Source organism: Elusimicrobiota bacterium, from assembly GCA_041660925.1.
Taxonomy (GTDB): Bacteria; Elusimicrobiota; Elusimicrobia; order UBA1565; family UBA1565; genus JBAZUV01.
The window spans coordinates 33,267-58,496 of the sequence record JBAZVI010000012.1; the positions used below are offsets into that span (position 1 = coordinate 33,267).

Genomic DNA, 25,230 nt, shown 5'->3' on the forward strand with positions numbered 1-25,230 from the left:
ATGCCTCCCGCCGAGCTGCCCGCCGTCCGCCGATCTCAGCTGTTGCCTTCGGGCAACCGTTCCCGCCTCGTCGCCGCTTTCCTCGCCGTCCTCCTCGCCGGACTGCTGGTCCTGCCCAAAGTCTTCGCCCTCCGCCAGGAGAGCGCCTCGTTCGTCTCGGAGCCCGCCGCGCTGGTCCAGGGCGGTGCGGCCTCCTCGGGCGCGACGTTCCAAAGCGCCGGAGCCCTGGAGTCCCTCGGCGGCTCGCAGTCTCTGGCGAGCGGCTTCGCCAACGAGAGCGGCGCCCTCGCCGGGACCCCGGTCCCGGGAGCCGTCACCAACCTGGCCGTCATCGCGCGGTCTTCAGACAGCGTCGTGCTCCAGTGGACCGCGCCGCCCGCGGACGCCGAGAACTCGACGGGCACCGCGGCGGCGTACTTGATCCGGTACTCGACGGGCCCCATCGCCTCGGACGCCGACTTCTCCTCGGCGACCGTCTACGAGAACGCCTTCACGCCGCTCGCGCCCCCGCAGACGGAGACGCGCCTGATCGCCGGCCTCGACCCCGCGACGACGCTCTATTTCTCCATCGCCGTCCTCAACGCGCAGGGCGTCCGCTCGCCCGCCTCCCCGTCGGTCTCCACCTGGACCCTGCCCTCCCCCGTGACGCTCGTCTACCCCGAGAACCTCGCCTACCTCGGTGAGCCGCGGCCCGTGCTGCACTGGAGCGGCAAGGCGGGCAACTCCTACCGCGTCCAGGTCGCGCGCGACTACGCCTTCAGCGACGTGGTCCTGGACTCCGTCACCTTCAACGCCTTCTGCGCCTCCCCCGTCTCCCTGACCCATGCCCAGCGCTACTGGTGGAAGGTGCGCGACGAGAACACCGGCGAGCCCTCGGGCGCGCGAAGCTTCCGCGTCGACCTCGTCGCCCCCTCCTGGGGCGCACAGCTGCAGGCGTCGACCGCAGCGGCCCTGGCCCCCTGGAACGACGTCGCGCCCGACACGATCATGCGCTCGAGCGTCGTGAGCGTGCGCATCGCCGTCCAGGACGCCTTCGCCGGCCTGCTGGCCTCCACCGCGACCCCCGCCGGGCTCGTCGCCGACTGGCATCTCGACGAGTCCTCCGGCATCGTCGCCCTCGACGCCTCCACAGGGGGGCTCCACGGGGTCCTCTCCGGCTACGGGGCGGGCACGACCTGGGCCGCGGGCCGCCGCGGCGGCGCCCTGCGGCTCGACGGCTCGAGCCAGCGCGTGGACGTCCCCGATTCCTCCGCGTTCGACTGGGTGGACTACACGCTGGAAGCGTGGATCAAGACCGCCGACGCGGGCGCGGGCTATCGCCGCATCGTCAACCAGCAGAACGGCGGCACCTACTGGCTCCTGACCCTCCTCGACAACCGCCTCAGCGTCTGCGTGGACAGCCGCGACCTCGGCTGCACGGCGGTCTCCGTCGGCCCCCTCCTCAACGACGACGCCTGGCACCACGTCGCGGTCTCCCGCCGCGACGGGGACCTCTACGGCTTCTACGTCGACGGCGCCCTCGTCGAGACCCGCTCCGCGGCCGCGGTCGCGCCGCACGCCATCGCGGCGCCGGTCGTCCTGGGCGCCCAGGCCGGAGGCGGACAGGACTTCGGCGGCGTCATCGACGGAGTCCGCCTCTTCGGCGTCGCCCGCTCCTCCATCGAGGTCGCCGGAGACTTCGACCGCGACCTCCTCGCGGCGGGACTGCGCTCCCGGGCCTTCTCGGTCCTCTATTCGACCGACGCCGGAGGCACCTGGGTGCAGGCCTCGACGCAGAGCCTGACGCTCCAGGCCGCCAACGGGGAGACCGCCCAGACGATCCTCCAGGCGGACGGTCTGCGCCTGGTCACCTCCACGGGCTACGGAGCCCTCACCGACCTCGTCTCCTTCTCGCTGAGCGACTACGCGGGGAACACGAGCACCGGGGTCTTCGTCATCTACGTCGACACGAACCCGGCGCCGGTGCTGACCTATCCCGGGCTCGGGGTGCACGTGAACGTCCAGCCGAACTTCGACTGGTATCTCCCCAGCACGGCGACGGCCGCCGGCCTCGGCGTCGGCGCCTCCTACCTCCTGCAGGTCGCGCAGAACGACCCGAGCTTCGCGTCGCCCGTCATCTCCATCTCCACCCCCCCGGTGGTGCAGAGCACGATGTCGTTCATCACCGACGCCGTCTACCTCTCCACCTTCACGCTCGCCGAAGGCGCGACCTTCTACTGGCGCGCCCGCTGGAACACCGGCGGGGGCACGCCGGGCCCCTGGTCGGAGGTCTCCAGCTTCGTCACCGACTTCACTCCTCCGTCGCTCTCCGGCTACGTCTCCCGCAGCTCCAGCGGCGGCGCCATCGCCGAGGGCGGCTGGAACGACGACTCCTCGGCCGTCTCGGCGGAGTTCAGCGCGCAAGACCTCGGCTCCGGCCTCCGTCTGAGCACCGCCGCGGTCCCCGACAGCATGCTCGCGGCCCCCGGCGGCTTCGGCGTGCTCTTCTCCACCTCCAACTCCAACTTCTGGTTCGCGCAGACCCGCACGACGAGCTACGACGGGACCGTCCCCCGCGTCTCGGCGCTGAGCGTCTATAACGGGAAGCTCTACGCGGGCCTCGACGGCAACGTGGGCGCGGGCGAGGGAGACGTCTACGCCTTCGACGGGAACTCCTGGACGCTCAGCTTCAACGGCACGGCCGACGCCGTCTACGCCCTCGCGGTCTATGACGGGAAGCTCTACGCCGCACAGGGGAAGAGCTCGGGCTCCACGGGCGACGTCTACGTCTTCGACGGGACGTCCTGGACGCTCAGCTACGACGGGACGCAGGAGGCCATCCGCTCCCTGGCCGCCTTCAACGGGCGGCTCTTCGCCGGGCAATGCTGCAGCACCGCCGACGGCGACATCCTGGCCTACGACGGGAAGAACTGGTCGCGCTCCTACGACGGGAGCCAGGAGACCATCGACTCCCTCGCCGTCTACAACGGCCGGCTCTTCGCCGGACAGGGACTCAACTTCGGCGACGGCACCGTGCTCGTCTACGACGGAGGCGCGTGGACCCCGAGCTACACCGCCTCCTACGAGCAGATCGCCTCCCTCGCGTCCTACAACGGCCGCCTCTACGCCGGCGCGGGCTCGGCGACCGGCAACGGCAACGTCCTCGCCTACGACGGGAACAGTTGGACGGTCAGCTATCCCGGCGGGCAGGAGGCCATCCGCTCGCTGGGCGCCTACAACGGTCTCCTCTACGCCGGCCAGGGCAACAACGCCGGCCGCGGAGACATCCTCGCTTTCGACGGCGACCGCTGGCGCCTCGTCTACGACGGCGCCAAGAGCCAGATCCTCGCGCTGGCCGCCTACGAGGGGCGGCTCTACGCCGGGCAGGGCGGCGCCGCCGGCGACGGAGACGTCCACGCCTTCACGCCGACCGCCCCCGCGAGCCTCACCGGCGAGGACGGCAGTCTCTCCCCGGAGCTCTTCTCCTCCGGCGGCGTCGAGCTCCTCAGTTCGACGAACACCCTGCTCTGCTCCGGGGTCGCCCCCTGCGGCGCGACCAACCAGCTCGTCTTCACCGTGATGGACCGCGCCGGGAACGTGGCGACCTCCGGACCGTACGCCGTCCTCGTCGACACGACCGCCCCGCTCAGCGTCTCCACGCTGACCTGCCCGGCCGCCATGAGCTACGTGAACGTCCAGCCGAACTTCGCGTGGTCCGGCCCCTCCACGGTGACGGTCGTCGGCCTGGGCCCCGGCGCCTCCTACTACCTTCAGGTCGCCGCGGACCCGGCCTTCGGCGCCGGCGACATCGTCCTCTCGATCTCGACGCCCGCCTGGCTCTCGAGCTCCGGGACGGTCACCGACGACACCGTCTACCGCTCGACCTTCTCTCTCGCGGACGCCACGACCTACTACTGGCGCGTGCGGGCCCGCGCCTCCCTCGGCCGCTTCGGCCCCTGGTCCGACGCCTCCAGCTTCGTGACGGACTTCGCGGCTCCCGTCGTCAGCTCCTACGTCCACACGAACTCCACCGGCGGCTTCATGGCCGAGTCGCAGTACAACGACGCCAACAGCGGGGTCCTGGCGCACCTCGCCGTGCAGGACGCCGTCTCAGGGCTCTTCATCAGCACCGCCTTCCGGCCCGGGGGCGGACTCGACGCGACGGGCGGCTTCGGGGTGCGCTACACGACCGACGCGGGGACTACCTGGATCCAGGAGGGCGCGACGCCGTCCTTCGACGGGGACAAGAACTACGTCCTCGCTCTGACCGTCTTCAAGGACCGGCTCTACGCGGGCCTCTACGGCGCGAGCGGGGGCGACAGCGACATCTACGTCTACGACGGGACCTCCTGGACCCTCAATTACCATGGGACCAAGACCGGCGTCGTCGCGCTGGCGGAGTTCGAGAACCGCCTCTACGCCACGTTCGGAGGAGGCGCCAACGGCGACGGCGACATCATGGTCTGCGACCCCGCCTTCAGCGGGGCGAGCGACGTCTGCGACGCCGGGGACTGGACGTTCAGCTATCAGGGCCCCTACTCCACGGCCTACGGGCTCGCGGTCTACAACGGCAAGCTCTACGCCGGGATGGGCGCCACGGGCAAGGCGGACATCCTCGTCTTCGACGGCAGCCTCTGGAGCCAGAGCTTCCACGGCGACGGCGACTGGTTCTGGCCTCTCGCCGCCTACAACGGGAACCTCTTCGCGGGGCAGGGCGGCGCCGCCGGCAAGGGCGACGTCTACTCCTTCGACGGCAGCACCTGGACGAAGGCGGTCGAGCTGGCCGGCGTCGGGAACTACGCGATGCAGGTCTACAACAAGAAACTCTACGTCTCCCATTCCAACGCCGTCAGCAAGGGAGAGGTCCGAACCTACGACGGGACGAGCTGGGCCCTCATCGGGAACTCGCCCAAGGACCTCTTCTACGGCTTCGGCATCTTCAACGGACGGCTCTACGCCGGCCAGGGGAACAGCGCCGACATGGGCGACGTCTTCTCCTTCGACGGGAGCACCTGGACGCTGGCCTTCAACGGCCAGCAGGAATCCATCCGCTCCTTCGGCGTCTACGACAACAAGCTCTTCATCGGCCAGGGCTCCGGGGTGGGCGATGGAGACGTCTTCGCGCTGAACACGCTCGTCTCGACCTGGACGACCATCCAGGACGGCACGACCGCGCTCGAGACCCTCAACGCGCTCTCCCTGCGCCCGGTCTACTCGACGAACACGCAGACCTGCGGCGGCGTCTGGCCCTGCGGCGCCACCGACCAGATCGTCTTCACCTTCAACGACCGGGCCGGCAACGCGACGCGCGCGGGCCCCTACGCCCTCATCGTGGACACGCGCCCCGTCCTCACCGACCCTCCGAACGGGACCTTCGTGAGCACGACGACGCCGGTCCTGACCTGGCTGGCCTCGCGCGGGCAGGTCCAGCTCGCCGCCGACGACCTGATGAACGCGGTGGTCTCGAGCTCGATGACCCAGGTCGTCGTCAACCAGTACAACGCCTTCCGCGCGACCGGCTCGCTCCTCGACGGGACGACCTACTGGTGGCGCGCGCGCCACCCGGGCTACCTCAACTGGGCCTCGTCCTTCACCTTCGTCGTGGACGTCGGCTCGCCGGCCCTCTCCTCCCCCCGCGTCTCGACGGACCCCGCGACCGGGCCCTGGACCCCGCTGCCCTCGGCGCTCTACCTCGCCTCGCACACCGTCTCGCTGCGCGTGGACGTGCAGGACACCGTCTCGGGCCTGATGGCTTCGACCGGGATCCTCCAGGGTCTGCTCTTCCAGTACCACTTCAACGAATCCTCCGGCACGGTCGCGCTCGACGCCTCGACGAACGCCTATGACGGCACGTTCATAAACGGTTCGACGTGGGCGACCGGAGTATTCGGCTCGGCGCTGAGCTTCAACGGCGCCCTTTCCCAAAGGATCGAGATACCTTATCGCCCCGAACTGGACCTTCGCGACGACATCACGCTCGAGGGCTGGATCAAGGCGCCCAACTATTCCTCCGCCTATGCGACCATCCTCTCGAACTACACGGGAGCTTCCGCAGGCTACATCCTCGGCATCAACTACGCGAGCGCGAACGCGGGAGACCTCTACTTCTGGAGCAACGGAACCTACAAATCCATCCCCACCTCGCATCAGAACTTCGTAAAGATGAACGACAACAACTGGCACCACTTCGCGGTCGTGGTCACCGGAGGCTTCACGCATTTCTGGATCGACGGGATCTGGCGCTACAGCGCCGCAGGGGGGCCGACCCTGACCACGACGAACAAGACGGCCGTCGGATCGTATGTAAGCGGTTCCTATCCCCTGACCGGGCTCCTCGACGAACTACGCGTCTACAAAGTCGCCCGCTCCTCCGCCCAGGTCCTGGCCGACTACGAGTACGACCAGCTCGGCGGCTACGACCGCGGACAGCCCTTCAACGTGACCTACTCCACCAACGGCGGCCTGACCTGGCTCTACGTCTCGACGGCGAACGTGTCGCTCGACACCTCCCTCAACCGCGACACCTCGCTGCGCACCCTCTCCGTGGACGGGCTCTTCCTCGCGAACTCGACCGCCGCGGGCGCGGCGACGAACATCGTGAGCTTCGCGGTCTCCGACTACGCGGGCAACGTCGCCACCGCCTCCTACGTCCTCCTGGTCGGCACCTCCCCGGTCCCGGGCCTCGACGCCCCGGCGGACGGCGCCTGGGTCTCCACGACCCAGGCCTCCTTCGGCTGGGCGCCGCAGACCGGCGGTTATCACCGCTTCGAGCTCTCGACGGATCCCTCCTTCACGCCGCTCCTGCTCTCCTCGGTGACCTACAACCCGAACTACGTCTCGACGCTGACCCTCAGCGAGATGACGACCTATTACTGGCGGGTCCGCCTGAACGCGGCGAACGACGAGTCCTGGTCCGAGACGCGCAGCTTCGTCGTCGACATCGGGTCCCCGACCCTCGCGCTCCCCCAGGTCTCGACCGACCCCGCCAACGGCCCCTGGACCGGCCTGCCGAGCACGACGCTCTACATGACCTCGAACGTCGTCTCCGTGCGCATCGACGTGCGGGACCCCCGCGTCGGCCTCATGGCCTCGACCGGCGTCCCGCAGGGCCTCGTCGCGCACTGGCACCTCGACGAGTCCACGGGCATGGTCGCGCTCGACGCGTCCACCCAGGGACACCACGGCTTCATCCCGAGCACGATGACCTTCACGGCCGGGCGCCGGGGCGGCGCGCTCTACTTCAACGGCGCGCAGGGCGTGAGCATCCCGGACTCCAACGACTTCATCTTCCTCGACTACACGGCCGAGGCCTGGTTCAAGACCCCGAACGCGGGCGCCGGAGCGACCCGCATCGTGAGCCAGCAGGACGCGGTCGCCAACTACTGGCAGCTCACGCTCAACAGCAACCAGCCCCGCTTCTGCGACATCCGCTTCGGGGCCTGCGACATCCTCGGGCCGACCCTCAACGACGACCGCTGGCACCACATCGCGATGACCCACGAGAACGGCCGCCGCTTCACCTACTACGTCGACGGCGTCATCATCGGCACGCGCGCGGCCGGCGTCAGCGCCCCCATCAACATCGGCTACAACGTGGAGATCGGCCGCCGCTACGACGGCATCCAGTACTTCACCGGAGCCATCGACGAGGTCCGGCTCTGGAACGTCGCGCGGACCACCGCCGAGATCAGCGCCGACTTCCAGGCCGACCAGCTCTCGGCCTTCAACCGCGGGCAGGCCTACAGCGTGCGCTACTCGACCAACGGCGGCACGACCTGGCTCTTCGTCTCGACCGAGAACGTCACGCTGACGAGCGCGCTCAACCGCGACCCCGCCTGGGCGACCCTCAAAGCCGAAGGCCTCGAGCTGGTCAACAGCACGGCCGCCCTCTCCGACACCAACCTCGTCGCCTTCACCGCGCAGGACTACGCGGGCAACGTTTCCACCGCGGTCTTCAGGGTCCTGGTCGACACCGTCCCGGTGCCCCAGCTCCTCCTTCCGCCCGACGGCGCGTACGTCCGCGTCGCCACGCCGACCTTCGTCTGGGCCCGGCAGACCGGCGGCTTCCACACGGTGCAAGTCGCCCAGGACGCCGCGTTCGTCCAGCTCCTGCTCTCGAGCGCCACCTACAACGAGTTCTGCCGCTCCACGCTCACCCTCGCGGGAGCGACGACCTACTACTGGCGCGTCCAACGCACGGCCGCGAACTCGGACACCTGGTCCGAAACCCACACCTTCGTCGTGGACGTGGGCTCCCCCACCCTCTTCGCCGGGGCCGTCAGCACCGACCCGGCCGCAGGCCCCTGGACGAGCCTGCCGAGCGCGAGCGTCTACATGACCTCCAACGTGGTCTCGGTCCGGCTCAAGGTCCAGGACGCGCTCTCCGGCCTCATGGCCTCCACGGGAGCGCCCCAGGGCCTCATCGGGATGTGGCGGCTGAACGAATCCTCCGGCAGCACCGCGCTCGACGGATCCACCACGGGCGTCCACGGGACCCTGATGAACTCCCCGGTCTGGGGCCCGGGACGCGTCGGGGCCGCCCTCACCTTCAACGGCAGCAACCAGTACGTGAACATCCCTGTCCAGCAAAACCTCTCGGACAACAGCGCCTGGACGGTCCAGCTCTGGTACAAAGGAGGCGACGTCGCCGCCAACGGAGATTGGGGCAAGGTACTCGTCGGGCGCGACAACGCCGACCTCTACGCGAACCTCGTGCTCACCGGCGGCTACGCGGAGTACGTCCACTACCCCGGCGCCTGGGCCCACAACCTGCGCTCGTACACGAGCGTCGCCGACAACCGCTGGCACCACATCGCGTACGTGAACTATCCGACCCGGACCGGCGACCTCTATGTCGACGGCGTGCGCGAGGCCTCGGGCAGCTCGATCATCAGCAACCCCCTCTACCCCTTCCGCGTCAACACGCTCATGCGCGGCTACAACGGCGCCTACACCTCTGGCTCCATCGCCGACGTCCGCATCTACACGGTGGCCCGGACCACCGCGGAGATCGCGGCCGACTACCAGACCGACCAGCTGGCGGCCCAGAACCGCGGAGAAGCCTTTCACGTGGCGTACTCGACCACCGGCGGCCTGACCTGGCTCTCGGTCTCCACGGAGAGCGTCTCCTTCACCTCCTCGTTGAACACCGACAAGAGCGAGGCGACCCTCCAGGCCGACGGGATCGTCCTCGTCAACTCCACCGGCCCGGCGGCGCCGTCCAACCTCGTGGCCTTCTACGCTTCCGATTACGCGGGCAACGTCTCGACCGCCGTCTATTCCATCCAAGTGGACACCAACCCCGTGCCCCTGCTGCTCCAGCCGGAGAACGGCGCCTCCGTGAGCACGACGACGCCGGGCCTGCTCTGGACCAAGTTCACCAACGGCTACCACTCGGTCCAGGTCTCCCTCGACCCTTCCTTCGACGGCATCATCGCCGACTCGGCGACCTACAACACCTTCTACGTCTCGACGAACACGCTCCAGAACGGGACGACGTACTGGTGGAGGGTCCACCTGACCGCCGGCAACGTCTGGACCTGGTCGGAGATCCGCTCCTTCACGGTGGACCTCGGCTCTCCGACCCTCGCCCTCCCGCAGATCTCCAGCGATACGGTCAACGAGCCGTGGCTCGACCTCGCGACGCCGGTCTACCAGGACACGACCACCGTCTCCGTGCGGATGACCGTCACGGACCCCCTGACCGGCCTCATGACCTCGACGGGAGTCCCGCAGGGACTCGCCGCGATGTGGCACTTCGACGAATCCTCGGGGCCCATGGTCCTCGACGCAGGCACGAACACCTTGAACGGCCTTTTCAACGCAAGCCCCATGTGGGTCGACGGCAAGCGCGGGAAAGCCCTCCAATTCAACGGGAGCACGCAATGGGTGCAGATCCCGAACAATCCCAAGCTCTCCCCGAGCGTCAATTTCACGGTCGAAGCCTGGTTCAAGAGCGTGTCGGCCGCGCCCTCGGCCGGAATCGTATCGAACTACCCCGGGACCGCGAACGGCTACATCATGGCGATCAACAACGGGGTCGTCGGGAACTTCAGCTTCTATACCGGCGCCCAGAACTGGACGACGATGGCGGTCCCGGGCATCGCGGCCAACGACGGCAACTGGCACCACTTCGCCGTCGTCGTCGTCCCGTCTTTCTTCCACTATTTCGTCGACGGCGTCTGGCGCGGCTCCACCCCGGGCTCTCCGGCCTCCGCCACGGGCGCGCCGACCTTTATCGGCACGCTCTACGCCGCCAGCAACTGGTTCGCGGGCACGATCGACGAGGTGCGCATGTACAACGTCGCCCGCTCCTCTGCCGAGATCCTGGCGGACTACCAGTCCGACCAACTCGCCGGCCAGAACGTCGGGGAGGCGTTCAACGTCGTCTACTCGACGACCGGCGGCCTGACCTGGCTGCCCGTCTCGACCTGGACCGTGAGCATGGACGGCGGCAACGCCGCCAAGGGCCCCCTCTTCCTCCAGGCCGACGGCGTCCAGTTCGTGAACTCGACCGGCCCCTGGTCCGAGAACAACCGCGTCGCCTTCGTCGCCTCCGACTACGCCGGCAACGTCGCGACCCGCGCCTACTCGGTCTACATCGACACCCACCCGACCATCCTCGCCCCCGAGGACGGCGCCTGGGTCTCGACGACGACCCCGACCCTCTCCTGGTTCTCGGCCCAGCGCGCACAGGTCCAGGTCGCCGCCGATGAGGGCTTCGCCTCCGTTGTCGTCGACTCCACGACCCAGAACCTCTGGCTGCAGCCCCAGCCGCCGCTCTCCGAGGGGACCACCTACTGGTGGCGCGCCCGCAACGCCGGCTACGTCAACTGGTCGACGCCCCGCACCTTCGTCGTCGACATCGGGAGCCCCTCCCTTTACGCCGCGATGGTCACCAGCGACACGGTCAACGAGCCCTGGCTCGACCCCGCCAGCCCCGTCTACCTGGACACCACGGTCGTCTCGATGCGCGTGAGCATGCGGGACACCCTCTCCGGCCTCATGCTCTCGACGGGCCTGCCGCAGGGCCTCCTCGGCCAATGGCACATGGACGAGGGCTCGGGCACCGTCGTCAACGACGCTTCGACGAACTCGCTGACGGGCCTTGTCGTCGCCAACTCGACCTGGACCCAGGGCGCGCGCGGCGGGGCCATGTCCTTCAACGGGACCTCGCACATCGAAGTCCCCTCCAGCCCGCTCTTCAACCTCACCGACAACTTCACCTTCGAGGCCTGGATCAAGACGCGCTCGGCGGCCGGCGGACAGTGTTTCCTCGGCAACTGGGGCGGCTCCGGCTGGACCGCCTGCGTGGACGGCGGCGACTTCTCCCTATATACGCCCAGCGCGTATCGCAAGCTGTCCCCCCCGCTTATCGTCAACAGCGGACGCTGGCAGCACGTCGCCGCGACCTTCAAGGCCGGGCACATCGACTACTTCGTCGACGGGGCCTGGCGCGGCTCCTACAACGGCGCCGCCAACCCCTCTTCCTCCGCCCAGCGCCTCGAGATCGGCTGCCAGGGCAACGCCGGCGCCTGCTTCAACGGGCAGGTCGACGAGGTGCGCCTCTACAACGTCGTCCGCACCACCGCGCAGATCGCAGCCGACTATCTCGCCGACCAGCTCGCCGGGCACCACCGCGGGCTCGCCTACAGCGTCTCCTACAGCACGAACGCCGGCCTCACCTGGCTGCGCCACTCCACATGGACGCTGAGCGCGACCTCCGCGCTCAACCGCAGCCAGGGCGCCGTGACCCTGCAGGCCGACGGCATCCCCGTCATCTGCTCCACCGGCCCGCTCGCGCCGACGAACCTCGTCGCCTTCACGGTCTCCGACTACGCGGGCAACGCGGCCACCGCCGCCTATGTCGTCCTCGTCGACACCCTCACCCCGACCATCGCGGTGACCCCGCAGTTCCCGCCCAACGGCGCCTTCGTGAACGTCGTCCCGAACTTCGCCTGGCTCGGCCCCGCCCCCAACGCGGTCTCGGCCCTCGGCGGCAGCTCCGCGACCTATGTCCTCCAGGTCTCCAGCGACGACGTCGACTTCGCCGCCGGGAACATCGTCGCCTCCATCTCGACGCCGATGTGGAACCAGAACATGGGCATCACGCGCGACGACGCGACCTACGTCTCCACCTTCCCGCTCACCCAGGGCGCCACCTATTACTGGCGCGTGAGGGCCCGCCACCAGAACGGAATGTACGCCGGTGCCTGGTCGCCGGCCTGGAGCTTCGTCCTAGACGTGAGCTCTCCGGTCGGCACGACCTTCCTCTACCTCGACTCCGCGCAGACCCAGCGGCTCGAGGGCGAATACACCAACATGCTCGCCGGCGCGACGGCCCAGCTCACCGTGCGCGACCTCCTCGCCGGCCTGGCCGTGAGCAGCGCCGCCCTCAACGGCGGCTCGCCGGTTCCGCTCTCCGGCTTCTCCATACGGGTCTCGAGCAACGCCGGCTGGACCTGGCAGATCGTGGCCGTCAGCACGAGCTACGACGGGGCGAAGACCTACTTCCTCTCGTTCGCCGAGCTGGGCGGCCGGCTCTACGCCGGACAATACGGCGCCGCAAACGACAGCGACGTCTACGGCTGCCGCCCCGAGCTCGCCGGCGACCCGCTCGTCTGCGACTCCGGAGACTGGTCGGTCAGCTACGATGAGACCGTCACCGGCGCGAATGGATTCTACGCCATGACGACCTTTAACGGCAGGATATACGCAGGCGCAGGCGGGCCGGCCAACACTCACGACATCCGGACCTGCAACCCCGCCGCCACCGGCGACCCGACATACTGCGAACCCGCCGACTGGTCGCTTTCCTATAACCATGCCCTCACCGGTGCGAGCTACGTCCTCTCCCTGACCCCGCACAACGGGAAGCTCTACGCGGGCATCGGCGGTGGCGGCGGCTTCGGCAAGGTCCTCGTCTGCGACCCAACCCTGACCGGGAACCCGGACGCCTGCGAGACCGGGGACTGGACGCTGAGCTTCGACGGCGGGCAGGAGTACATGTGGGGCGCCGCTTCCTACAACGGCCTCCTTTATATGGGGCAGGGCTCCACCGCCGGAGACGGAGACATCTTCGCGTTCAACGGCACGACCTGGACCCGCGTCTACGACGAGCCGCCCGCCATGGGTTCACAGGTCAACGGGATGGCCGTCTATAACGGAAAGCTCTACGCGACCGAATACGGCGGCTCCGCGGACGTCATCGTCTACAACGGCGCAACCTGGTCCCCGTCGCTCTCGGTCCCGGAGCTCGGCGCCTACTCCCTGGAAGTCTTCGGCGGCCGGCTCTACGCCACCATGGGCTCCGGCGCGAGCATGGGGAGTCTCTACTCCTTCGACGGCAGCACCTGGACGCTGGTCTATCGCGACGACCAGGAAGTCCTGTGGACCGCCCAACCTTTCAACGGCCGCCTCTACCTCGGCCGCGGCAACGGCGCCGGCGACGGCGACATCCTCCTGGCGACGCCCATCTCCACCATGACCCTCGGCGGCACCGACGGCGTCAAGAGCGCCCAGACCCTGCTCGCGACGGGCCTGGACTTCATCGTCTCGACCAACGCGGTCTCCTGCGGGGGCGTCGCGCCCTGCCAGGCCACCAACCAGGTCGCGTTCACGGCCGCCGACATCGCCGGCAACGCCTGGTACTTCGGGCCCTTCGCGGTGTTCGTCGACACCCCGCCGCTCCAGCTCCAGCCCGAGAACGGGGCCTATGTCAGCACCACGACCCCGGTTTTCCGCTGGTCCTCGCAGTTCCACGCGGCGACCCAGCTCCAGGTCGACGACGACCCGGGCTTCGGCTCGGTCGCCGTGGACACCGCCGCGAGCGCTCCGTACCAGCAGATCGCCTATCCCCAGCCCCTCGCGATGGGCACGACCTGGTACTGGCGCCTCCGCGTCCCCGGCAACCCCGCCTGGTCCCCGACCCGCTCCTTCGTCGTCGACGTGGATTCCCCCTCCATCGTCGCGGCGTACTTCTCCACGAACACCTCGGCCGGCCCGTGGTGGCCGCTGCCCTCGACCGTCTACTCGGACACCGCGAACGTCAGCGTGCGCTTCACGGTCCGCGACGTCGATTCCGGGCTCATGGTCTCGACCGGCCTGCTCCAGGGCCTCGTCGTCCAGTGGCACTTCGACGACGGAGTCGGGACGAAGCTCCTCGACTCCTCGACCAAGGCGCTCAACGCGACGACGGTGAACGCGCCCCTGTGGATCGGCGGGCGCCGGGGCTCGGCCCTGCGCTTCAACGGCACGACCCAGATGACCACGCTCGCCGACGACCCGAACTTCATCCTGGGCGACTACACCCTCATGGCCTGGATCCGCACCGCGAACGCCGGCGCGGCCAGGCGCCGCATCATCTCCCAGCAGGACGCCTCCCCGTACTTCTTCGTGCTCTCGCTGAACAACAACATCCTCGAGTGGTGCGACAGCCGCTATGTCCCCACCAGCGGCAGCGGCTGCTTCGCGCGCGGCAAGCCCCTCAACGACAGCGCCTGGCATCACGTCGCGGTAAGTCACACGAACGCCGACCAGTTCCGCGCCTATGTCGACGGCATCCTCATCGCCACGCACGCCGCCGGCAACTACGCCGCGCTGAACGTCGCAGCTCCGATCACCGTCGGCGCCTACAGCGGAGCCAGCGAGTACTTCGCCGGGGACATCGACGAGGTGACGATGTTCTCCCGCGCGCTCTCCACCGGAGAGGTCGTCGACAGCTACCAGAGCAACCAGCTCGACGCCCATCACCGCAACCTCGCCTACCAGGTGCGCGACTCGACCGACGCCGGCAATACCTGGACCGCGACCTCGACGACGACCCAGACGCTCGACGGCTGGAACTCGGACAAGAGCGAGCGCACCCTCCAGGTCGACGACGTCGCCCTCATCTGCTCGAGCGCTCCGCTGGCCTGGACCTCCAGGGTCTCGCTCTCGGTCTCCGACTACGCCGGCAACGTCGCGACCGCGGCGTACACCATCCTCGTGGACACCCTGACTCCCGTGGCGATCTCCTCCGCGAACTATCCCGCCGACGGGACCGCCGTCGACCTCCAGCCGAACTTCCAGTGGTCCGGCCCGCCCGCCTCTTCGTGCGCGGCGCTGGGGGCCGCGGCCTCCAACGCGACCTACTACCTGCAGGTCGCCGACGGCGACCCCCTCTTCGCCCCCGGCAGCATCGTCATATCGGTCTCGACCCCGGTCTACTATGTGAACTTCAACCCGTACTTCCGGGACGACGGGGTCTACCTCTCGACCTTCTCACTCTCGCCCGACACGACCTACTACTGGCGCGTGCGCATCCTCGGCCGCAACGGCAACTACGCTCCGTGGTCCCCGACCGCCAGCTTCGTGACCGACTTCTCCTCCCCCACGGGCTCGAGCTACGCCTCGCTCAACGCGGCGCTGGGACAGGTGCTCGAGAGCCAGTACACGGACGTCCTCAACGGCGCCACCGTCCAACTGACCGTGCAGGACGCGACCTCGGGCCTCCTCGTCTCGACCCGCGGCATCCCCGGCATCCTCGACGTCGCCCCCGGCGGCTACTGGGTCAAGTATTCGACCTCGGCCGGCCGCACCTGGCAGGACGGCAACGGCGCCATCAGCTACGCGCACGGCCTGCCCTACACCTTCGCGTACAAGGACTTCAACGGACGCCTCTACGCGGGCGTCGGCGGAGCCGTCAACCAGAACATCATCTATGTCTGCAACCCCGGCCTCTCGGGAGATCCGGACGTCTGCGACCCCGGGGACTGGAGCACGAGCTTCGGCGGCGGAGGCGGCACCAACTACGCCTGGTCGCTCGAGTCCTACAACGGGAAGCTCTACGCCGGCATGGGCGGAACCGCGAGCGGCATGGTCTACGTCTGCAACCCGGCCCTGACCGGCAACGCCACCCAATGCGACGCCGGGGACTGGAGCCAGCAGATCACGGGCATGGGCGTCTATGTCATGGGCCTGAAAGTCTACAACGGGAAGCTCTACGCCGCGGCTTATGCCGGCGCCGCGAGCGGCGCCTATGTCTACGCCTACGACGGGGCCACCTGGACCCAGAGCTTCACCGCTCCGGGCTTCGGTTTCTGGGACCTCGGGGTCTACAACGGCCGCCTCTTCGCCGCCCAGTACAACCCCGGTGACATCTATGTCTTCGACGGCAGCGTCTGGACGAGGTCCATGGCGAACGCCCATCCTTACGCCATGGGCCTCGGCGTCTACAACGGCAAGCTCTACTCGGGCGGCTACCTCAATGGAACGAGCGCCGGCGCCGAGATCTTCAGCTACGACGGCCTGACCTGGACGAAGATCTTCAACGGCCCCGGTTCCGGTTTCCGCACCGTCGCGGCCTTCAACGGTCGGCTCTACGCCGGGCAGTCCAACTTCGCCGCGAACGACGGCCTCGGCGACCTCTACGCCTTCGACGGCACGACCTTCACCATCGCTTACAACGGCTTCATGGAAGAGATCCGCAGCCTCTACCCCTGGCGCAACCGGCTCTACATGGCGCCCGGCTCGCAGGCGGGCAACGGCAACCTCATGTACTTCGCTCCGGCGGCGACGATGACGCTGAGCGGCCAGGACGCGACGACCGCGGCAGAGACGCTCTCCTCGCAGGTGAACCTGGTCATCTCGACGAATGCGACGACCTGCGGCGGCCTCCTCAAGCCCTGCGGCGCCACCAACCAGGTCATGTTCTACTTCAGCAACCTGGCCGGCGGCGCAACCGCCTACGGCCCCTACGCCGTGCTCGTCGACAGCCCTCCCGCCCAGCTCCAGCCCGAGGACATGAGCGCGGTCTCCACCACGACGCCGCAGTTCCGCTGGCAGGCCTACGCGAACATCCCCGTGCAGTTCCAGCTCGCCTCCGACGCCGGCTTCACGGGCGTCATCAGCGACTCCATCACCTGGAACAACTTCCTCAGCAGCTCGAACGTGCTGGCGCCGAACGCCACCTACTACTGGCGCGTGCGCACCCAGGGCAACCCGAACTGGTCCGCAATCTGGTCGTTCGTCGTAGACATCGGCTCCCCGTCACTCTACAACGCGCAGTTCAGCACGGCCCCGGCCGCTTCGAACACTTGGAACGCGCTCCAAACGGTCTACGCCTCCTCGAACATCGTGAGCGTCCGGCTCAACGTCCAGGACCCGATCGCCGGCCTCATGACGACGACCGGCGTGCCGCAGGGACTCGCCGCGCAGTGGCACTTCGACGAATCGTCGGGTCCGATGGTCGTCGACGCCGGCACGAACACCTTCAACGGCTACGTCCAGGGCAACCTCTCCTGGGTCGGCGGCAAGCGGGGCACCGCCGTCCAACTCAACGGAGCAAGCCAATGGCTGCAGACGGCTCCCACCACCAAACTCTCATTCAGCAGGGATTTCACCGTCGAGACGTGGTTCAAGACGGTCTCCCCGACCCAATACATCAGCCTGCTGTCGAATTATGACGGCAACGGGTACATCATGGCCCTCAACAACCCGACGGCGGGCGATTTCAGTTTCTGGACCGCCGCCACGTGGACCGGGCTGACGGTCCCCGGCATCAAGTCCAACGACGGCAACTGGCACCACTTCGCGGTGGTCGTCAGCCCGCCCTTCTTCCACTACTACGTGGACGGCCTCTGGCGCGGCTCCACCGCCGGAGGCGCCGCCAACGTCACCGCCTCGGCCGTCCCGACCTTCATCGGGACTCTCTACGCCGCCAACTACTGGTTCCCGGGAGCGATCGACGAACCAAGACTCTACAACGTCGCCCGCTCCTCGGCGGACATCCTCTCCGACTACCAGAGCGACCGGCTCGCCGCTCATGACGACGGCCGCGCGTTCGAGGTGCGCTATTCGACCACGGGCGGCGCGACCTGGCTGCCGGTCTCGACGCCCACGATCTCCATCACGGCGGGCGGCAACGGCGACAAGGACGCCTTCACGCTCCAGATCGACAGTCTCTCGGTCGTCAACTCGACCGCAGTCGGCGCGGCCACGAACCTCCTGGCGGTCTCCGCGGCCGACATCGCCGGCAACGTCTCTACGATGACCTATATGGTCTGGGTCGACTCCCCCCCCGCGGCCGCCGGCCCGGCCGACGGGGCGTGGGTCTCGACGGTGTCTCCGTCCCTCTCCTGGACCGCGGGCCTCACCCAGGTCCAGGTCGACGACGACGCCGGCTTCGGCTCCGTCGCGGCAGACTCGACGACCTGGAACAACTTCGCGTACCCGACCGCGCTCTCGGTGAACACGACCTACTACTGGCGGACGAAGAACGCCAACCGCTTCAACTGGAGCGACGTCAACAGCTTCGTCATCGACGCAGATTCCCCCGTCTTCACGAACCCGCAGGTCTCCACGAGCCCGGCGACGAGTTCCTGGAACAACCTGCCCTACGCGGTCTACCTCGACTCGAACGTGGTGAGCGTGCGCCTGAACGTCCAGGACTCCCTGTCGGGCCTCATGGCCTCGACCGGCCCGCTCCAAGGCCTCGTCGCTCAATGGCACATGGACGAGTCCTCAGGCATCCTCGCGCTCGACTCCTCAGGCAACGACTACCACGGCACCATCGTGAACAGCCCGGTCTGGGCGCCCGGCAAGAGCGGCACAACGCTCAATCTCAACGGCACGAACCAGTACATCAACATCCCCTACCAGGCCGCGCTCAACCTGACGTCGAACTTCACGATCGAAGCCTGGATCAAGACGAGCGGCGCGGCGCAGGAGACGGTCATCGCCACGTACAACAACGCGTCCAACGGCTACATCCTCGCCGTGAACGTCAACGTGGCCGGAGACGTCGCCCTCTGGACCCAGGCCTGGCGCGGCTTCGGGAACCAGCGCATCAACGACGGGAATTGGCACCACATCGCCGTCACGCTCGACAACGGCGGCGCGGGCGCCAAGGTCGCCCGCCTCTTCGTAGACGGCTCTTTCCGCGCGGCGGTGGGCGGCAGCGACATCAACAGTTCAGGCCAGCCGACGACCATCGGCACGCGGCCGCTGCTCGCCACCTATTTCCCGGGTTCCATCGACGAGGTCCGCGTCTTCAACCTCGTCCGCTCCTCCGCGCAGATCGCCGCCGACTACCACGCCGACCAGCTCAACGCCTACGCGCTCGGCAAAAGCTACAGCGTCCGCTACAGCACGAACGCCGGCGTAAGCTGGACCTGGCTCTCGACGAACAGCATCACCCTGAGCGCGACGGAGAACCGCGACCAGGGGATCGCCCTTCTCCAAGCCGACGACATCCAGCTCACCGTCAGCACGGGTTCCTATGCGCAGACCAACCGCGTGGCCGTCGCGGTCTCCGACTACGCGGGCAACATCGCCAGCGCGACCTACTCCCTCTACGTCGACCGGCCGCCGCTGGTCGTCGGCCCCGAGAACGGCGCCTATGTGAGCACGACCCCCGTCCTTGCCTGGGATTCGGAGCGTACCGACGTCCTAGTGCAGGTCGACGACAACGAGGACTTCTCGTCCATCCTCATCGACTCCTCGACGAAGGGCAAGTATCTCATCACCCCGGCGACCCTCGCCCAAGGCACGACCTACTGGTGGCGCATCGGCAACGCCGGGATGGGCGGCAACTGGCGCGTTCAGTCCTTCATCATCGACATCACGACGCCGTACATCGCGGTCCCCGAGGTCTCCACGGACCCGGCGAGCGGCCCCTGGGACAGCCCGACGGTCTACGTGACGACGAATGTCGTGAGCGTGCGCGCGCAGATCCAGGACCCGCTCGCCGGGCTCATGGTCAGCACCGGCCTGCCGCCCTTCCTCGCCGCGCACTGGCGCTTCGACGAGAGCTCGGGGAGCGTCCTCCTCGACGCCTCGACGAACTCCCTCAACGGTCTGATCCGGAACAGCCCGGTATGGGTCCCCGGCGCCCACGGCTCGGGACTTAAATTCAACGGAACGAACCAGGACGTCATCATCCCGGCGCAGGAGAACCTGCGCCTCATCAACAACTTCACCATCGAGGTCTGGTTCCGCACGAACTCCGTCGCGACCTATCGGACCCTCGTCTCCGACGGCTACTACGACGGCGTCTCGACCTGGTACGGCTACATGCTTACCGCCAACGGCTCCGCGGCCGGCGGGGTCAGCTTCTACACCAACGGCGCCTGGAGGAACTGGACCGGCCTCGGCATCAACGACGGCCGCTGGCACCACCTCGCCCTGCGCTTCTACGGCGGGAACGTCGCGGACCTCTTCATCGACGGCATCCCCAGAGGGATCATCCCCGGCGGAGGCATCCCGAGCACCCTCTACCAGACCGCCATCGGCCAGTACTGGGGCGGGAACTTCTACGACGGAGAGATCGACGAGGTTTCGATCTACCGCGTCGTACGCACGACCGAGGAGATCGTCTCGACCTGGCAGAACGGGCAGCTGCACGCGCAGAGCGACGGGGAGGCCTACTCGGTCCTCTACACGACCAACGCGGGCCTGACCTGGCTCTACGTCTCGACCGCCTCGGTTAGCGTCTCCGGCACGAACGCCGACAAAGGCGTGCGGACCTTCCAAGCCGACGGGATCCCACTCGTGGGCTCCTCGGACACCTACTCCTCGCAGAACCGCGTAGCCTTCGTCGCCTCGGACTACGCGGGCAACGTCGGCACGATGACCTTCATCGTGAACGTCGACACGGTCCCCGCTCCGGTCCTCATCGGGCCGGAGAACGGCGCTTACGTGTCGACGACGACTCCGAGCGTCGCCTGGTCGACGACGTCCTGGAACTATCATACCGTCCAGTTCTCGCTCGACCCCGGCTTCACGCAGGTCATCGCCGCCTCCAGCACCTTCAACCAGTTCTACATCTCATCGAACGCCCTGACCGAGGGCACCACGGTCTGGTGGCGCGTGCGCCGGACCCCCGGCCGCTCCGACAACTGGTCCGAGGTCCGTTCCTTCGTCGTCGACATCGTCCCGACCTACTTCTACGCCGTGCAGGCCGCGACCGATGCGTACAGCGCGACCTGGAGCGACGTGCCCTCGGACACCCTCTACTTCTCCTCGAACGTCGTACATCTTCGCGGCTGGTTCCGCGATCAGACCTCGGGCCTCATGGCGTCCACCGGGCTGCCTCAGGGGCTCATCGGCCAATGGCATCTCGACGAATCCTCGGGCGGGGTCGCGCTCGACGCATCCACCAACGGATACCACGGCACCATCTTCAACGACGCCATCGAGATCGGAGGGCGCGTAGGTCCGGCTCTCTTCTTCGGCTCGAATCAGAACATCCGCATCCCCTATAGGCCGCAGCTGAACCTGCGCGACAATTTCACACTCTCTGCCTGGATCAAGACGAACAGCGCCACGAACTACAACACCTTCATCTCGAACTACTCCGGCGGCGTCGGCTATATCCTCGGCATCAACCACGCCTCCTATCCCGGACGCGTCTACTTCTATCAGGCGACCTACGGATACGTCATCTGCGACTATCCGATCGTCAACGACAACGGCTGGCACCACGTCGCCGTCACCTACGACAACACCACCGTCACGTTCTACGTCGACGGCACGCGCCGCAACTCGGTCCGAACCGCTTCCCAGGTTCCCTCCTCGACGATACAGACCGTCCTCGGCGCCTACGGCGACGGCACGAGCTATAACTGGATCGGGGCGCTCGACGAAGTCCAGATCTACGGCGTCGTGCGCTCGTCCGCGCAGATTCTCGCCGACTACGAGTCCTCCCAGCTGGGGGCGCAGGACCGCGGCGCCGCCTACTCGGTGCGCTACTCCACCAACGGCGGCATGACCTGGCTGGCGGTCTCGACGCAGAACGTTGCCTTCACCGGCTACAACACCGGCAAGGGCGTCGAGATGCTCTCCGTTAGCAGCGTCACGCTCGTCAACAGCACCGCGACCGCCGCCGCGACGAACATCATCGCCTTCTCCTTCTCGGATTACGCCGGGAACATCTCGACCTCGGCCTACGTCATCCTCGTCGACACCGTGCCCGCCCCGGCGCCGGTCGGCCCGCTCAGCGGCACCTGGGTGCGCGTGAGCACCCCGACCCTCGTCTGGGCCCCGAACACCGGCGGCTACCACAGCGTCCAGATCGCTTCGGACGCGGGATTCACGAGCGTGGTCGCGGGCACGGCGACCACGACGAACACCTTCTACGTCTCCACCGCCCCGCTCCAGCACGCGACGACCTACTGGTGGCGCGTGCGCAAGACGGCGGGCAACGAGACCTGGTCGTCCACGCAGACCTTCGTCATGGACCTCGGGAACCCGGTCTTCTCGCAGCCGGAGTTCTCCACGAACACGGCGGCCGCGCTCTGGTACCCGTTCCCGATGACGAACTACGCGGACTCCTCGACGGTCACCGTGCGCGTGCGCGTTCAGGATGCCGACTCCGGCATCATGGCGACGACCGGCGTCCCTCAGGGACTCGTCGGCTGGTGGCGCCTCGACGAATCCTCGGGCGTCATGACGCTCGATTCCTCGAGCAATTCCATACAGGGGCTGCTCGGCGGCACGGCGGTCTCGACGTGGACGACCGGCATCCGCGGCGGCGCGCTGAACTTCAACTCCGCCCTGAGCCAGCAGGTGGTCTTCCCCTATCGCCCGGAACTCAACCTCCGGACGAACTTCACGGTCTCCGCGTGGTTCAAGACCAAGACCCTGTCCACCGCGCAGGCCCTCTTCGGCAACATCGCCGGGGCGGCGAACGGCTTCACCTGCGAGATCAACTACCCCGTCGTCGGCTCCGTCGGCTTCTGGACCAACGCCACCTGGACGAGCATCCCGAACCTCAACCCGGCGGACGGGAACTGGCACCAGGTCGCCTTCGTCGTCGCCAACGGCGCGTTCAACTACTACTTCGACGGCGCCTTCCGCGGCGCCGTGGCCGGCGCGCCGGCGAACTCCTCCGTCGCCAACGGCTTCGCCATCGGCTCCTACTACGGCGGCGCGTACTTCAACGGCGCCATCGACGAGGTGCGGGCCTACAACGTCGCGCTTTCGACCGACGAGATCCTCGCCACGTATCAGAGCGACCTGCTCGCCTCGCACTTCCGCGGGAAGACCTACGGAGTCTCGGTCTCCTCCAACAGCGGTCTCACCTGGGTGAGCCTCTCGACCGACACCGTATCTTTCACGTCGACCGAGAACCGCGACCAGTCCGTCGGCATCCTCCAGGCCGACGGGGTCTACGTCCCGAACTCGACCGCCCCCTGGGCGTTCAGCAACCGCGTGATGTTCACCGCCGGCGACTACGCGGGCAACGTCGCCACCGCGTCCTACTCGGTGCTCGTCGACACCCCGCCCGCCCTGGACGTCCCCGTCGACGGCGTCTGGGTCTCCACCGCAAAGCCGTCGTTCACCTGGTTCGCTGCGACCTCCGCCCAGATCCAGGTCGCGACCGACCTGGGATTCTCCTCGGTCGTCATCGACTCCACGACCGGCCACAACTTCCTCTCCTCGAGCACGCTCGTGAGCCTCCTGCCGGCGACGACCCACTACTGGCGCGTGCGCCACGGCCCCTACGCAGCGAACTGGGGTCCGACCCGCTCCTTCGTCATCGACCTCTCCTCGCCGGCCCTCACCGACCCGCAGGTGAGCACGGCTCCGGCGGAAGGACTCTGGACGCCGCTGCCGACCTCGACGGTCTACATGACCTCGAACGTCGTCTCCATGCGCTGGAGCGTCCGGGATGTCGAGTCGGGTCTCATGGTCACCAGCGGCCCGCCCCAGGGCCTGGTGGGCATGTGGCACTTCAACGAATCCACCGGGATGGTCGCGCTCGACGCCTCGACCCAGGCACATCACGGCTTCGTGCCCAGTACGATGACCTGGGTCCAGGGCCGCAAGGGCTACGCGCTGAACTTCGACGGCGCCGGGCATCATGTGACCATCGCCGACGCGAAGGAATTCACCTTCCTCAACTACACGGTCGAAGCCTGGTTCAAGACCCCCAACGCGGGAGCCGGCCAGCGACGCCTCGTCAGCCATCAGGACGGCACGAACTACTGGCAGCTGACCCTGCAGGACAACCGCCCGCGCTTCTGCGACATCCGCTTCGGCGGCTGCGACGTCATCGGACCGACCGTCAACGACAACGCCTGGCACCACCTGGCGATGTCTCACGAGAGCGGCAACCGCTTCACCTACTACCTCGACGGCGTCGTCATCGGCACGCGGACGGCCGGAGCCGGCTCCCCCATCGACATCGTCAACCCGCTCGAGATCGGCCGCCGCTACGACGGCGCGGTCGTCTTCACCGGCGTCATCGACGAGGTCCGGCTCTACAGCGTCGCCCTCACGACCGCACAGGTCCTGACCGAGTATCAATCCGACCAACTCGCCGCGCAGTACGCCGGCAAGACCTACGACGTCGTCTATTCCACCAACGGCGGCGTCACCTGGCTGCACGTCTCGACCCAGAACCTCACCTTCTCCTCGTTCTCCAACCGAGAGACCGGCTACGCGAGCGTTCAGGCCGACGGCATCTCGCTGGTCAACTCCACTTTCCCGGCGGCGCCCACGAACATCGTCGGACTGAGCGTCTCGGACTACGCCGGAAACGTCGCCACCTCGGCCTTCGTCGTCCTCGTCGACACCGTCGCGCCGCCCTCGCTCATCGCCCCCGTCAACGGCGCGTACGTCAGCACGACCGGCCCGACCTTCTCCTGGGGCCCCATGACCGGAGGCCCGCACGAGGTGCAGGCCGCTCGCGACGCGGGCTTCACGCTCATCGACATGAGTTCCACGACCTCGAACTATTACGCCTACAGCCCCGTCGGCCTGCAGGAAGGGACGACCTACTGGTGGCGCGTGCGCAAGGCCGCGGCGAACGACAACTGGTCCCTGGTCCGGACCTTCGTCGTGGACCTGGCCTCCCCGACCTTCACGACGCCGCTGGTCTCGAGCGACTCCGTCAACGGGGTGTGGCTCGACCTGAACTCGCAGGTCTACATGGATACGACCGTGGTCTCGGTGCGTATGAGCGTCCAGGACCCGCTCGCGGGACTCATGACCTCCACCGGTCTGCCGCAGGGCCTCGTCGGCCTCTGGCACCTCGACGAGAGCACCGGTGCCATGGCCCTCGACGCCTCGACCAACGGCTTCCATGGCACGCTTGCGGGGACGACGATCTCGACCTGGACCGCGGGGGCCCGCGGGAGCGCCCTCTGGTTCGACGGCGCCCGCACCCAGCGCGTCGAGATCCCCTACCGGCCCGACTTCAACCTGACGAACAACTACACCGTCGAGGCCTGGTTCCTCACCAAGACCCCTGCGCTCAACCAGAACATC

The 25,230-nt window shown here is 67.9% G+C and carries 1 protein-coding gene (cut by a window edge); it reads left to right on the forward strand.

Features of this window, described 5'->3' with window-relative positions:
- On the forward strand, window positions 1-25,230 hold part of the coding region annotated (locus WC969_14395) for a LamG-like jellyroll fold domain-containing protein (GenBank protein ID MFA6031043.1) (this coding region is incomplete at its 3' end). The annotated region continues 28,465 nt past the right edge of the window; 25,230 of 53,695 annotated nt are visible.